Raw genomic sequence first — 13,268 nt, 5'->3', positions numbered from 1 at the left:
AGGGCTCAACCCGGTGCGCATCGAGGGCCAGAAGACGGCGGCGTTCGAGATCGTCGACGCGCTGGGCGCCGCGCCGGACGTGCACGCCCTTCCTGTGGGCAACGCGGGCAACATCACCGCGTACTGGAAGGGCTACACCGAATATCACCACGACGGAGTCATCGACAAGCTGCCCCGCATGCTCGGCACCCAGGCGGCCGGCGCGGCGCCCAGCGCGTCGACGATCTCGAACGCCGCCGTCTTCTGGCCCTCGATGCGCACCGGGTTGACCGAGTTGACCAACGCGATCGTCGGGAAGTCGGCCGCCATCTTGCGAGCCAGCTCCAGGCAGTCGTCGAAGTTGCCGTCGATCTGAATGATCTTGGCGCCGTGCATGACCGCCTGCGCCAGCTTGCCCATCGCGATCTTGCCCTGCGGGATGAGCACCGCGCAGGTGATGCCGGCGCGGGCGGCGTACGCGGCCGCCGACGCCGAGGTATTGCCGGTCGACGCGCACAGCACGGCCTGCTGACCCCGCGCCAGCGCGTCGGTGACCGCCATGGTCATGCCCCGGTCCTTGAACGAGCCGGTCGGGTTGAGGCCCTCGACCTTCAGGTGCACCGTGCAGCCCGTCTTCTCCGAAAGGCGCGTCGCCGCGATCAGCGGGGTGCCGCCTTCGAGGAGGGTGACCGGGGTCCAGTCGTCGCCCACCGGCAGCCGGTCGCGGTAGGCCGCGATCAATCCCGGCCACGGTTGGTGCACGGCGGTACGCGGAACGCTCATCGGCCGGTCTCTTCCAGCCGCAGCACACTGGTGACGCCCTGCACGACATCGAGATCGGCCAGCGCGTCCACGGTTTCGGAGAGTGCCGCGTCGGTGGCGCTGTGGGTGACCACCACGACGCGGGCCCCCACCCGTCGCCCGCCCTCGTCGACCACGCCCTCCTGGCGGACCTCGGCGATGCTCACCTCGCGCTTGGCGAATTCGGCCGCCACCGTGGACAACACGCCGGGCTTGTCGGCGACGTTCATGCTGACGTAGTAGCGCGTGGAGATGAAACCCATTGGCGCGATGGGAAGTTGGGCATACTTCGATTCCTTCGGCCCGCGGCTGCCCAGCACCCGGTTGCGGGCGGCCATGACCAAGTCACCGGTGACGGCAGACGCGGTGGGCGCGCCGCCGGCGCCCTGGCCGTAGAACATGAGCCGGCCGGCGGCCTTGGCCTCGACCACGACGGCGTTGAAGGCCCCGTTGACCGTGGCCAACGGGTGCGACAGCGGCACCAGCGCCGGGTAGACGCGGGCCGAGACCCGCTCCTGTCCGTCGTCACCGGTGATGCGCTCGCAGATGGACAGCAGTTTGATGGTGCAACCCAGGGACCGGGCGGAGGCGAAGTCGGCCGGTGTGATCTTGGTGATGCCCTCGCGATAGACGTCGTCGGCGGTCACCCGGGTGTGAAAGGCGATCGATGCCAGGATCGCGGCCTTGGCCGCGGCGTCGTAGCCCTCGACGTCGGCCGTGGGATCGGCCTCGGCGTAACCCAGCGCGCTCGCCTCGGCCAGGGCGGTGGCGTAGTCGGCGCCGGTGCTGTCCATCGCGGAGAGGATGTAGTTGGTGGTGCCGTTGACGATGCCGGCGACCCGCAGCACGGTGTCGCCCGCGAGCGACTGGGTGAGCGGGCGGATCACCGGGATGGCGCCCGCGACCGCCGCCTCGAAGTACAGGTCGACGTGGGCGTTTTCGGCGGCCTGCGCCAATTCCCCGGTGGAGGTGGCCAACAGCGCCTTGTTCGCCGTGACGACGGACTTGCCGTGCTCGAGCGCGCGCAGGATCGCCTTGCGGGCCGGCTCCACCGGACCCATCAACTCCAGGACGATGTCGACGTCCTCACGGGAGACGAGCTCCTCGATATTGTCGGTGAGCAACTCGATCGGGACGCCGCGATCGGCGGCCACCCGCCGCACTCCGATGCCGCGCAACACCAAGGGGGCACCGATACGCGCCGCGAGGTCCTCGGCGCTGTCCTCGATGATTCGGACAACTTCGCTTCCGACGTTGCCGAACCCGAGTACCGCTACGCCGACCGGCTTTTCGTCACGGGGCACAGTTCACCTCACTTCCAGACTCAGTAGGTCGTCCACCGTCTCGCGGCGCAGGATCAGGCGCGAGCGCCCCGCACGCACCGCCACCACGGCCGGCCGGCAGACCATGTTGTAGCGGCTGGACAGTGAATAGCAGTACGCGCCGGTCGCGGCGACCCCGAGCAGATCACCGGGGCGCAGGTCGTCGGGCACCCACGCGTCGCGCACCACGATGTCCCCGCTCTCGCAGTGCTTTCCGACGATCCTGGCAAGCGTCGCCGGCGCGTCGCTGGCCCGCGACAGCAGCCGGGCGTCGTATTGGGCGTCGTAGAGCGCGGTGCGGATATTGTCGCTCATGCCGCCGTCGACGCTGACATACCGGCGCTGGGCCGTGCTGCTCACGTCGACGTCCTTGACGGTGCCCACCTCGTACAGCGTGATGGTACCCGGCCCGGCGATGGCACGCCCCGGCTCGACCACCAGTCTCGGGGTGGGCAGGCCCACGGCCGCCGACTCGTTGGCGACGATCGCCGTCAACTTGGCCGCCAGCTCGGCCACCGGCGGCGGGTCGTCCGTGCCGAGGTACGAGATGCCCAGTCCGCCACCGAGGTCCACGGTCGAAATCTGACCCGTCTTGTCCACACCGAATTCGTCGACGATTTGGTGCAGCAGCCCGATGACGCGGTGCGCGGCGACCTCGAAGCCGTCGACGTCGAAGATCTGCGAGCCGATGTGGCTGTGCAGCCCCACCAAGCGCAGGTGGTCGGTGGCGAACACCCGGCGCACCGCGGCCATCGCCGCACCGCTGGCCACCGACAGCCCGAACTTCTGGTCCTCGTGTGCGGTCGAGATGAACTCGTGCGTGTGCGCTTCGACCCCGACCGTGAGGCGGACGTAGACGTCCTGAACGACGCCGGCCTCCCCCGCGATCGTGTCGAGGCGCTCGATTTCGGTCATCGAGTCCAAGACGATATGTCCGACACCGGCTTTGACCGCCGCGGTCAGTTCTGCGACGGATTTGTTGTTGCCGTGGAACGTGATTCGCTCCGGCGAAAAGTCGGCGTGCAACGCGACGGCGAGCTCGCCGCCGGTGGACACGTCCAGCGAGAGGCCTTCTTCGTCGACCCAGCGGGCGATCTCACTGCACAGGAAGGCCTTGGCCGCATAGCACACGTTGTGCCCGCCCCCGAAGGCCGTCGCCAGTTCGCGGCACCGGGACCGGAAATCGTCCTCGTCGATGACGAACAGCGGGGTGCCGTACTCCTGGGCGAGCTGGGTGACCGATATTCCGGCGAGGCTGGCCACCCCGGTGTCGTCGCGAAGGATGTTGCGCGGCCAGACATTCGGCGCAAGTCGCAGCAACTCGTCGGGCGATTGCGGCCGCGGCGTGCTATCGGGGTGCCGGGCGTCTTCGGCGTGCCGAGGGCCGGCGGGGTGCACGTTCACATTCGCTCCGGAGCGGTGACACCAAGGATCGTCAGCCCGTTGGCGATGACCTGGCGGGTGGCCTCGCACAGCGCCAGGCGCGCGGTGTGCAGGCCGGTGGGCTGCTCGTCGCCCTGGGGCAGCACCCGGCACGAGTCGTAGAACCGGTGGTAGTCGCCGGCCAGGTCTTCCAAATAACGGCACACCCGGTGCGGCTCCCGCAGGGACGCAGCGGTTTTCAGCACGCGGGGGAATTCCCCGATGCTGCGCAGCAGCGTCCCCTCCTTGTCGTGGCTGAGCAGCTCGAGGTGCCCCGTATCGGGGGCCAGGCCCAGTTCCGCGGCGTTACGGGCCAGCGCCGACAGCCGCGCGTGCGCGTATTGCACGTAGTAGACCGGGTTTTCATTGGACGCCGACGACCACAGCGCCAGGTCGATGTCGATCGGGGTGTCGACCGAGGAACGGATCAGGCTGTAGCGCGCCGCGTCGACGCCGATCGCCTCGACCAGGTCGTCGAGCGTGATCACCGTTCCCGCCCGCTTGCTCATCCGGACCGGCGCGCCGCCGCGGACCAGGTTGACCATCTGCCCGATCAGCACCTCGACGTGAGCCGGGTCGTCACCGAACGCGGCGGCCACGGCCTTGAGCCGGGCGATGTATCCGTGGTGGTCGGCGCCGAGCATGTAGATGCACAGGTCGAAGCCGCGCTGTCGCTTGTCCAGGTAGTAGGCGATGTCACCCGCGATGTAGGCCGGCTTGCCGTCGCTCTTGATTACGACGCGGTCCTTGTCGTCCCCAAAAGCACTGGTGCGCAACCAGGTTGCGCCATCCTTCTCATAGATGTTGCCGGTCCCGCGCAGCCGGGCGATGGCCTGGTCGACGCGGCCGCTGGTGTGCATCGAGTCTTCGTGGGTGTAGACGTCGAAGTCGGTGCCGAACTCGTGCAGCGATTCCTTGATGTGGGTGAACATCAGGTCGACACCGATTTCGCGGAACGTCTCGTGCATCTCGGCAGCCGGCAGGCTCAGCGCGTCGGGTGCCTTCTGCAGCACCTGCGCGGCAATGTCGTTGATGTAGGCGCCGGCATAGCCGTCCTCGGGCGTCGGTTCACCCTTGGCGGCGGCGATCAGCGAGTTGGCGAAGCGGTCGATCTGGGCGCCGTGGTCGTTGAAGTAGTACTCGCGCTCGACGTCGGCGCCCTGGGTGGACAGCAGTCGGCCCAGCGCGTCGCCGACCGCGGCCCAGCGGGTGCCGCCGATGTGGATGGGTCCGGTGGGGTTGGCCGAGACGAATTCCAGGTTGATCTTGTGGCCGCGCTGCGTGTCGGAGTGGCCGAAGGTGTCGCCCGCGTCGATGACGGCGTTGACGATCTCCGCCTGCGCCGACGCCTCGAGGCGCAGGTTGATGAAGCCGGGCCCGGCCACCTCCGCCGAGGCCACGCCGTCGGCCCCCGACAGCGCCTCGGCCAGCCAGCCGGCCAGTTCACGGGGGTTGGCGCCGACCTTCTTGCCCAGCTGCAGCGCCAGGTTGCTGGCGTAGTCGCCGTGCTCGGGGTTGCGGGGCCGCTCCACGGTGACCGTCGCCGGCAACGCGGCAACGTCCAGCCCGCGCTCGGCCAGCACCGCGGAAGCGGTGGTCCTGAGCAGCTCAGCGAGGTCAGCGGGGGTCACGAGCGTCCATCCTATTGGCTCAGGTGCCCGCGCCCCGAATCCATTGCGGTGGTCGAGCAGTCATCGCGATGCGTTAGTCTGTCTGGGCCCATTGGCGCATCCTGGTTTCCATGCGCCCCCGTAGCTCAGGGGATAGAGCGTCTGCCTCCGGAGCAGAAGGCCGCAGGTTCGAATCCTGCCGGGGGCACAGACATTCTCGCAGGTCAGACGGTATTTCTGTTAGTCAGCTCGGCTAATGAAAACGCCGTTTCGGGCCTCAGTGTCACGAGGATGTCACAACTGTTCCCAAAGTCTTTCCGGCCAGCAAAAGCGCGTCGTCCTGGCTATCGGCGTAGATCCGCGCCGTGGTCGCCGCGTCGGCATGGCCCGGACTCAGATGGTGCATTTCAGCCCGACGTGGGCGGCGTGGTACCCGAGCCGGCGATAGAACGCCCGAGCCCTTTCGCGAGCCTCGTCTGTGGTCACCTGCGCCAGCTGTGCCCCGTGTGCTCGGCCGTAGTTGTGTGCCCACTCGACGAGTGCAGTACCAAGGCCCTGTGCGCGTTCGTCTTTCGCGACCCGTAATCCCTCGATCTGCAGCCGGGTGGCGCCGCCGCGGGAAAGGCCGGGAATGATCGTCAATTGCACAGTCGCGACGACCATATCGGAACCGTTCAGGACGACTCCGAGATAGTTGGATCGGTCGCGAACGACGATGTCGTAGGCCGCCTCGTAGCGTTCGAGTTCGGCGTCTTCGCGATCCTGACCGAATTCGTCGTCGGAGAGCAGCTGGGCGATCACCCCCACGTGTTCGCGCGTCGCGCGCTGCACACGATATGTGCGGCCCGCTACCCGCAGCAGTCCTCGAACCGAGGACTGCGCCAGTGCCTGTAGGCGCGCCACCAACAGGTCCAGCCACGCCCCCACGTTGGTTCGTGCCTCTGCGGTATCCGGGTAGCGGCAGCGCAGATGTAGCCCGGACTCGTCCTGGATGAACCAGAGCATGACGCCGTCGGTGTCAACGCTCGCGCTCACATACTGGGCGTCGAGTCCGACCGAGTCGATGCGCACCGGAAGTCTGCTTTGGTCCAGCCAGGAAATCGCGAACATGCCGGGCGCGACGGGCATTCCACCCCACGGAGCCAGTACGTCGGCCAGTGGCCACGAACCAAGCTGCACGGCTTCTTTGACGGCGGCGGCCGCGGCGTGCGGCTCGGCAACCGCCGACTCCAGGACCGAATTGGTGATGAACCAGCCCACCGAGTCGTGCCATTTGTCTTCAAATCGGCTGTGCACGGGGAAGACCGCGCGCAGCGGCGCCCCGGCCAACTCGAGGGTCACCGCAGTCATGGCGACCACAGCGAGCGCCAGCGTCGAGACACCGTCGTCGCGTGCCTGCGCGGCGAACGCGGCGCCGTCATCGACATCGAACACGTCACGCACTTCGACGCGTTCCGGATGCGGCCCGGACTCACCCAACGGCAGCGGAAACCGTGGCATCACCCCACCGCTGTCGCTGATGATGTGTGCCCACCGCGCGCGCACGCGTTCCGGTGCCGCGGGACGGTCCAACAGTGCTTGCGTGTGCACGACAAATGCCGGCGGCGGCTGCAGCGACGACGTACGTCCGATCCGCGCGTCGGCGAGCATCGACAACAGGTCCCGGGCAATCACCAGCATTGACCACATGTCGACGTGGGCGTGGTCGGCAGCGATCACCACCGTCAATCCGGCGGCAGTCTCCAGCACACACAATCGATGTGAGGGCCGCTGATAGGGCGAGCACGTCGCATTGAGAACTACTCGCAGTGCGTCGTTGACCGCCTGGCCCGGAGTGATCTCATGCTCTACCCACTTGCCTGGGTGAATATCGATCTCATGTAGCTGCGGATCGCCGTCCGGCCCGGGTGTGAACGCCGTTCGTAGGGTGCCGTGGCGGGCGATCACAGCCAGCCACGCATCGGCCAACGCTTGGCGGCTGACCCCCGCCGGCAACCGAATGGACAGAGCCATCCAGGAGCCGGGTCGTGCGCCCGCACCAACGTGTATGCGCTGGTCGAAAGACACCGGGAGCTGCCGGCCGAGGTCAGACACCGACACGTCGTAGCCCCAGAGTCGTCCAAAGGGGAGCCGCAGGTGCGCCACGTTGGTCAGCCGCATGGCGGTACCCTAACGCCCCAGTTAGCCTGAATGCTCGGTCTGCGCGGTCGGCTCCGGGGCGAGCCGTCCGGTCGTGAGAAGAGTTGCGTGATGTCCACTTTCGTGGTTCCTGGAGCAGAGCTTGCGGTTGAACTGAGCGACGAAGGCGGTCATCCGGTAGTTCAACTGCACGGACTTACCTCCAGCCGCGCGCGTGACCGGGTGCTCAATCTCGACCTCGGCAGGGGCCTCAGCGGGACCCGACTGCTGCGGTACGACGCACGCGGACATGGCAAGTCGACTGGGCGCAAGGTCCCGGAGGATTACCGATGGGAAAGCCTTGCCGAGGATCTGCTGCAGCTGCTCGACAAATGGTTTCCCGGCGAACGGGTGCACGGAGTCGGCCCGTCCATGGGTACCGGCACGCTGCTGCACGCGGCTGCCCGCGAGCCGGACCGCTTCGCCGGCCTCACGCTCATGGTGCCGGCCACCGCGTGGGAAACCCGGCCCGCGCAGGCGGCGATCTACCGGGATGCGGCCGAATTCATCGAAACCGAGGGAGTCGGGGCATTCATCGCGTCGGCGCGTGGGGCGACTCCGCCGCCAGCCACGGTCGGCGCGCCCGAAACAGTTCCCGATGTGGCCGACGCGCTGCTGCCATCACTGTTTCGAGGCGCGGCTCTCAGCGACCTGCCCGCTCGCGAAGCGGTCGCACGAATCGATGTGCCGACGACGATTCTGGCCTGGGTCGGCGACCCGGCGCATCCGATGTCGACAGCGGAATCGCTTGCCGCACTGATGCCGCGGTCAACGCTCACCGTGGCGCACAGCCCCGCCGATCTCGAGACCTGGCCCCAGATCCTGAGCCAAGACGTCGCCCGCAGAGGCTGACTTGTACGCGGATGCCACGTCGGCTCGCGCCTGGGCCGCGCCGGCGTCTTGCATGGTGTAGGCCATCAGCGGCTCAAGGCCTTCGAATCCTGCCGGGGGCACTTCCAAGAAGCCCCGCTGACGTGCGGTTATGCAGAACCTTCGCGTGGGCAGGTCACTGCGCTTGAACGAGTCGTCCGGCGCGTTGACGCGCGGAAGCTGTCGCAACAGTCGTGAATTTCAGGTCTTCACTGACCTCGTCGAGCGCGCGGCCGCGGGGTTCCGGCAGCAGGAGCGTCGTCGCGATCGCCGCGACGTAGCAGCCGAACGCCAGCAGCGTCACCGCCCGTAGCCCCGAAGACGCCAGGATGAGCGGCACCACGAGCGCTCCCCCGAACGCGCCGACCTTGGCGACACCCGACGACAGGCCGTGCAGGCTGCTGCGGACGGCGGTCGGGTACGACTCGGCGGCCAGCAGCATGGTGGTGTAGTTCGGACCGAACGCGATGCCGAACAACGAGAGACCGAAGACGATCCCGAAGGGCAGGACGGCGCTGCTCAGGCTGGGCACCACGGTGATCAGCAGCATGGCCAGCGCACACAACCCGAAGCCGACGATTTGGAGTCGACGCCGCGGCCATCGGTCGAGAACGAAGAGCCCGGCGATGGCGCCGACCAGGCTGAAGCAGACGACGAGCACGGCGTTCAGCGCGATGTTGGACAGGGTGGAGCCGTGCGGGCTGATGGTCTTGATCAGCAGCGGCTGACTCACCGAGTTGCCGTACACCGCGACGTTGAAGAAGAACCAGCTTCCGGCCGTGCCCAGCAGGGTGATGAGCACCTTGCGATTCGTCAACGCCAGCCGCAGCCCACCGACCGGGGCCTTAGCAACCATTGCCGCGCTGAATGTTTGGTTGCCCGCTCCGGCGAACTTCTCGAAGTCCTGGCGCGCCCGACGTTCGTCGCCATGCTCGGCCGTCCACCGGGGCGACTCCGGCATGTGGCGACGCTGGTAGAGAACCAGCACCGACGGCAGTACACCCAGGCCGAGGATCAGTCGCCACGCCAGGTCGTTGTCGACACCGACCGCGAGGACCAGCAGGCTCACGAGATAGGCGCAGACCTGACCGAACACATAGAACAGGAATGTCATGCCGACGAGTTGGCCACGGTTTCGCGCATTGGCGTACTCGGTCATGATGACGCCGCTGGCCGGGTAGTCGCCGCCGATGCCCACGCCGAGAATCAGCCGGCCGACCAACAGCACGGTGAAGCTCGGGGCGAACGCCGACACCAGGGCCCCCACGATCATCAGCACGGCTTCGAGCCCATACACGCGCCGGCGGCCGAAGATGTCGCCGAGCCGGCCGAACACCATCGCGCCCACCGCGACCGCGAGAAGCGTCGAGCTGGTCAGCATCGAGATCTGACCGCTGCCGAGGCGGAACTGCGGTGCGGCCAGCAGCGTCACCGAGCCGATGACGTTGAGGTCATAGGAGTCGGTGAAGAATCCCGCCCCGGCCGTCGCCGCTGCCTTGAAGTGGAAGACGCCGAGTTGGGCGTCGTCGATGGACTTCCCGACGCTCTCGTCGCTGGCGACGTCAGTCATTGAGGCTCCGATTCCAAGCGCGTCGACTTGTCATTACAAGAACCCTCCGATAGAGGTTCAGTAGCTGTCAACACCGGAACGTGCTGGGCAGGAGATGTTCAGATTCCCTTAACCAACAGGCTGATTCGTCAGTAAAGCCTGGTCGGAGCCCTCAACCAGACATGTATAGTCAAGTCGTGGCAACAGCACTGCACGAGGTCATCGCCGACAGCCTGAGGGAACGGATCCGCCTCGGCGAATTGGCCGTGGGCGCCCCGCTGCCCTCGGAGTCTCGGCTGTGCGAACAGTGGAACGCGTCGCGCGGACCGGTGCGCCAAGCGCTGGCCACCCTGCGCGCCGAGGGCGTCATCGCCGGCGGGCGCGGCAAACCGCCGGTGGTCTGTTCCGCCGCGACCGGACAGCCCTTCGACACGCTCCTGTCGTATTCGGCGTGGGCGCACTCGATCGGCCGTACGCCCGGGCAGCGGACCCTGGAGTTGGCGCTGCGGCGGGCCGACCAGCACGCCGCAGCGGTGCTGCATGTCGACGTCGATGCGCCGGTCGTCCAGGTGCTGCGGCTGCGCTACCTCGACGACGAGCCCGCGATGCTCGAGCGCGCCGTCTTCGTCGAGCACGTAGGTCGGCGCCTGTTCGACTTCGACTGCGATTCGGGATCCCTGTGGGCGTACCTGCTTTCACAGGGCGTGCAGTTCGCCCGCGCATCCCATGTGATCGACGCGGTGGCCGCCGACGTGCTGGACGCGCAGCACCTCGATGTGCCCGAGGGAGTTCCGTTGCTGCGTCAGCAGCGAACGACGCGAAGGCCGGACGGCGAAGTCCTTGAATACCACGATGACCGATACCTGCCGGGACTGGTCAGTTTCACCCTCGAAAACACCCTGGATGCGCGCTGCGCCCTGACGCGCAACGCCAAGCCCTAAGGAGTCGAGCTCATGACGATCCTCCCGCCCGAACTCGTGGTCCTGGACATGGCCGGCACCACGATCGACGACGGCCAGCAGGTCTACCGCGTGCTCGCCGAGACCGCGAGAGCCCACGGGGCATCGCCGTCGGAGGCCGAAATCGCCCGCTGGCACGGTGCCTCGAAGCACGAAGCGCTGCGCGAACTACTCACCTCCCGCTCCGGCACCTCCCCGAGCGCGGGCGAGCTGGAAGTGGTGGTCACCGATTTCCACGCCCGGCTCAGCACCGCCTACGCCGATCACCCGCCGCACCCGCTGCCGGGGGTCCTCGAGGCTCTGTCCACGTTGCGCGAGCGTGGTGTAAAGGTCGCGCTGACAACGGGATTCGATCGCGTCATCGTCGAATCGCTGCTATCGGCGCTGGGATGGATGGACGACGCGGTGGCGGACACCGTCGTCTGCGGCAGCGATGTGGCCGCCGGACGCCCCGCGCCCTACATGATCTTTCGGGCCATGGAACGGCTGGGCGTGACCGATGTGGCGCGCGTCCTGGTCGCCGGAGATACTCCCCGCGACCTCGAAGCCGGGACGAACTCCGGTGCCGCGATGGTGGTGGGCGTCCTCTCGGGAGCCGGCGACGCCGACCAACTCGGTGCCCACCGGCACACCCACCTGCTGCCGTCGGTGGCCGACCTGCCCGGCCTGCTCGGCGTGCGCCCGGTAGCGATGAGCGCTCCATGACCAGCGCAACCCTCGACCGGCGGATCGGCACCACCGCCGCGGCGGTATGGCGCGGCGGCGACCGGATCGCCGTCGAGCGCGTGGCGGTGCCACCGCTGGGCCCGACCGACGTGCTCGTCCGGGTGCGCCTGGCCACCGTGTGCGGCAGCGACCGGCACACCGTCAGCGGCCGTCGTCTACAACCGTGCCCGTCGATCCTCGGCCACGAGGCCGTCGGTGAGATCGTTGCCGTCGGACAAGCAGGCAGGCGCGACGTCGACGGCCATGACCTACACCCCGGGCAACGCGTCATCTGGTCGATCACGCTGCCCTGCCAAACCTGTGACCGCTGCCGCGCCGGGGTCACCGCCAAATGCCGCACCGTCCGCAAGGCCGGGCACGAGGCGCTCGACTCGGACTGGGCGTTGTCCGGCTCCTATGCCGAATATGTCTTCCTACCAAGCAGATTGGCGATCGCGGTCGTCGGCGACGACCTCAGTGACGCCGTCGCCGCTCCCGCCGCCTGCGCGACGGCGACGGTCATGGCGGTGATCGACCGCGCGGGGCCGCTGGCCGGCCGGCGGGTCATCGTCGTGGGGGTCGGCATGCTTGGACTCAACGCTGTCGCGGCTGCGGCCTCGGCCGGCGCTTCGGTGGTCACGGCGATCGATCCCAACACTGAAAGAAGGCAGCTGGCAAGGCAATTCGGCGCCACCGACGAGGCGGCATTGGTACACGACGTGGAAAGCTGCGACGTCTTGTTGGAGTTCTCCGGCTCATCGGCGGCCTTGCAGGCCGGATTGGCCGCGTTGGACGGCCAGGGCATCGCTGTCCTCGCCGGTTCCGTCGCCCCCAACGGCGCCATCGAGCTCGACCCCGAGCAAGTCGTTCGCCGGCAGCTGTCGATATTCGGCGTGCACAATTACGAGCCGCGGCACCTCAGTGCGGCGCTGAGCTTTCTGCGCGCAACCCACGACCGGTTTCCCTGGCCGGAGCTGGTTGCCCAGCCCCGGCCGCTCGCGGACGTCGCGGGTCTGCTCGTCGGCTCCCCCGGCCCCTCGCCGCGATATTCGGTCGCGCCCTAGGCCTTGGTTAGATCGTCACCATGGGCGAACGCGTCACTTTCCAGGGCTCCACGGGCGCGCGGCTGGCCGGCGTCATCGAGGTGCCCGACGGAGCGGTGCGGGGCTGGGGCGTGTTTGCGCACGGCTTCACGCTCGGCAAGGACTCGCCCGCCGCGGCGAGGATCTGCAAGCAACTTGCCGCCGACGGCATCGGCATGTTGCGCTTCGACGCGCTCGGGCTCGGCGGATCCGAGGGCGACTGGGGCGACGGGTCGTTCACCGTCAAGGTCCACGACATCGCCAAGGCGTGCGAATTCATGACAAGCCGCGGAACCCCGGCCGACATCCTGATCGGGCACTCGTGGGGCGGCGCGGCGGTGCTCGCCGCGGCGCGACAATCGCCCGGGGTGCGGTCGGTGGTGACGGTCGCCGCACCGGTCGACCCAAGCCACGTCGAAAAGCATTACGACGCAGTCGTCGACCGCTGCCTGACCGAGGGCAGCGCCGAATGGATGGTCGGTGGGCGCACGCTGACGCTCAAGCGGGCATTCGTCGAGGATGTTCGCCGGGCCCACCTGCGCGACAGGATCAAGGGTTTGCGCCTGCCGCTGCTGATCCTGCACTCGCCCACGGACAACACGGTCGGCATCGAGAACGCCAGCGAGATCTTCCGCTTGGCCCGTCACCCCCGCAGCTTCGTCTCGCTGGAGGGGTCGGATCACTTTCTCACCGCTCGCGGGCAGGCCCATCGGGCGGGGCGGATCATCGGCGCCTGGGCCGACGCCTACTTAGGCGACACGGGTTAGGTCGAGTAGGCACACCGGCCAATG

The 13,268-nt window shown here is 67.9% G+C and carries 10 protein-coding genes, 1 tRNA gene and 2 pseudogenes; 7 read left to right on the top strand and 6 right to left on the bottom strand.

From position 1 onward, the window contains the following. Positions 1-13: 13 nt before the first annotated feature. A pseudogene (locus A5692_RS28020) lies at positions 14-202 on the top strand (pyridoxal-phosphate dependent enzyme); the annotation flags it as partial. On the opposite strand, the pseudogene thrC reads toward A5692_RS28020, so the two are convergent. The 4 genes and pseudogenes from thrC to argS form a co-directional block, all read right to left on the bottom strand. Continuing rightward, positions 148-762 (bottom strand): annotated as a pseudogene (thrC, locus tag A5692_RS05125) (threonine synthase); the annotation flags it as partial. The pseudogenes A5692_RS28020 and thrC sit on opposite strands and share 55 nt — an antisense overlap. Beyond that, complete coding sequence (locus tag A5692_RS05120) at positions 759-2,084, bottom strand: homoserine dehydrogenase (RefSeq protein WP_067920834.1); 1,326 nt, start codon at positions 2,082-2,084, stop codon at positions 759-761. The gene A5692_RS05120 and the pseudogene thrC, both read right to left, overlap by 4 nt. 3 nt (positions 2,085-2,087) lie before the next feature. After that, complete coding sequence (lysA, locus tag A5692_RS05115; protein WP_068052865.1) at positions 2,088-3,506, bottom strand: diaminopimelate decarboxylase; 1,419 nt, start codon at positions 3,504-3,506, stop codon at positions 2,088-2,090. Beyond that, positions 3,503-5,155 (bottom strand): arginine--tRNA ligase, encoded by a 1,653-nt coding sequence (argS, locus tag A5692_RS05110; RefSeq protein ID WP_068052863.1) that lies wholly within the window; start codon positions 5,153-5,155, stop codon positions 3,503-3,505. The genes lysA and argS overlap by 4 nt, the downstream gene beginning before the upstream one ends. 114 nt (positions 5,156-5,269) lie before the next feature. Here argS and A5692_RS05105 point away from each other — a divergent pair. Further along, a tRNA-Arg gene (locus A5692_RS05105) sits at positions 5,270-5,342 on the top strand. A 185-nt stretch (positions 5,343-5,527) separates the two neighbouring features. On the opposite strand, the gene A5692_RS05100 is transcribed toward A5692_RS05105, so the two are convergent. Further along, positions 5,528-7,294, bottom strand: a complete 1,767-nt coding sequence (locus A5692_RS05100) for a GNAT family N-acetyltransferase (RefSeq protein WP_068052860.1) — start codon at positions 7,292-7,294, stop codon at positions 5,528-5,530. Between the two features lie 90 nt (positions 7,295-7,384). On the opposite strand from A5692_RS05100, the gene A5692_RS05095 reads away from it, so the two are divergent. Continuing rightward, complete coding sequence (locus tag A5692_RS05095) at positions 7,385-8,164, top strand: alpha/beta fold hydrolase (RefSeq protein WP_068052857.1); 780 nt, start codon at positions 7,385-7,387, stop codon at positions 8,162-8,164. A 154-nt stretch (positions 8,165-8,318) separates the two neighbouring features. Here A5692_RS05095 and A5692_RS05090 read toward each other — a convergent pair whose 3' ends face one another. After that, positions 8,319-9,752, bottom strand: coding sequence for an MFS transporter (locus A5692_RS05090; RefSeq protein WP_068052854.1), 1,434 nt, complete (start codon positions 9,750-9,752; stop codon positions 8,319-8,321). Between the two features lie 176 nt (positions 9,753-9,928). Between A5692_RS05090 and A5692_RS05085 the strand changes: the two genes are divergently transcribed. Genes A5692_RS05085 through A5692_RS05070 form a run of 4 tightly spaced genes read left to right on the top strand, consistent with a single transcriptional unit; the run spans position 9,929 to position 13,244 of the window. Continuing rightward, positions 9,929-10,672, top strand: coding sequence for a GntR family transcriptional regulator (locus tag A5692_RS05085; RefSeq protein WP_082962375.1), 744 nt, complete (start codon positions 9,929-9,931; stop codon positions 10,670-10,672). A gap of 12 nt (positions 10,673-10,684) precedes the next feature. Then, positions 10,685-11,395 (top strand): phosphonatase-like hydrolase, encoded by a 711-nt coding sequence (locus A5692_RS05080; RefSeq protein WP_068052849.1) that lies wholly within the window; start codon positions 10,685-10,687, stop codon positions 11,393-11,395. Further along, positions 11,392-12,459 (top strand): alcohol dehydrogenase catalytic domain-containing protein, encoded by a 1,068-nt coding sequence (locus A5692_RS05075; RefSeq protein ID WP_068052846.1) that lies wholly within the window; start codon positions 11,392-11,394, stop codon positions 12,457-12,459. The genes A5692_RS05080 and A5692_RS05075 overlap by 4 nt, the downstream gene beginning before the upstream one ends. 20 nt (positions 12,460-12,479) lie before the next feature. Beyond that, positions 12,480-13,244, top strand: coding sequence for a S9 family peptidase (locus A5692_RS05070; RefSeq protein WP_068052843.1), 765 nt, complete (start codon positions 12,480-12,482; stop codon positions 13,242-13,244). Positions 13,245-13,268: the final 24 nt, after the last annotated feature.

It is taken from the genome of Mycobacterium sp. E342, from assembly GCF_001667665.1.
Taxonomy (GTDB): Bacteria; Actinomycetota; Actinomycetes; order Mycobacteriales; family Mycobacteriaceae; genus Mycobacterium.
Note: the sequence above shows the minus strand (reverse complement) of the source record. Positions and strands in the feature narration are given on the sequence as shown.

Bases quoted from the DNA above. Each gene is read 5' to 3' on its own strand.
- A5692_RS05080 (WP_068052849.1), top strand. From the start codon at position 10,685: ATGACGATCCTCCCGCCCGAACTCGTGGTCCTGGACATGGCCGGCACC.
- A5692_RS05070 (WP_068052843.1), top strand. From the start codon at position 12,480: ATGGGCGAACGCGTCACTTTCCAGGGCTCCACGGGCGCGCGGCTGGCC.
- A5692_RS05095 (WP_068052857.1), top strand. From the start codon at position 7,385: ATGTCCACTTTCGTGGTTCCTGGAGCAGAGCTTGCGGTTGAACTGAGC.
- A5692_RS05090 (WP_068052854.1), bottom strand. From the start codon at position 9,752: ATGACTGACGTCGCCAGCGACGAGAGCGTCGGGAAGTCCATCGACGAC.
- A5692_RS05075 (WP_068052846.1), top strand. From the start codon at position 11,392: ATGACCAGCGCAACCCTCGACCGGCGGATCGGCACCACCGCCGCGGCG.
- A5692_RS05100 (WP_068052860.1), bottom strand. From the start codon at position 7,294: ATGCGGCTGACCAACGTGGCGCACCTGCGGCTCCCCTTTGGACGACTC.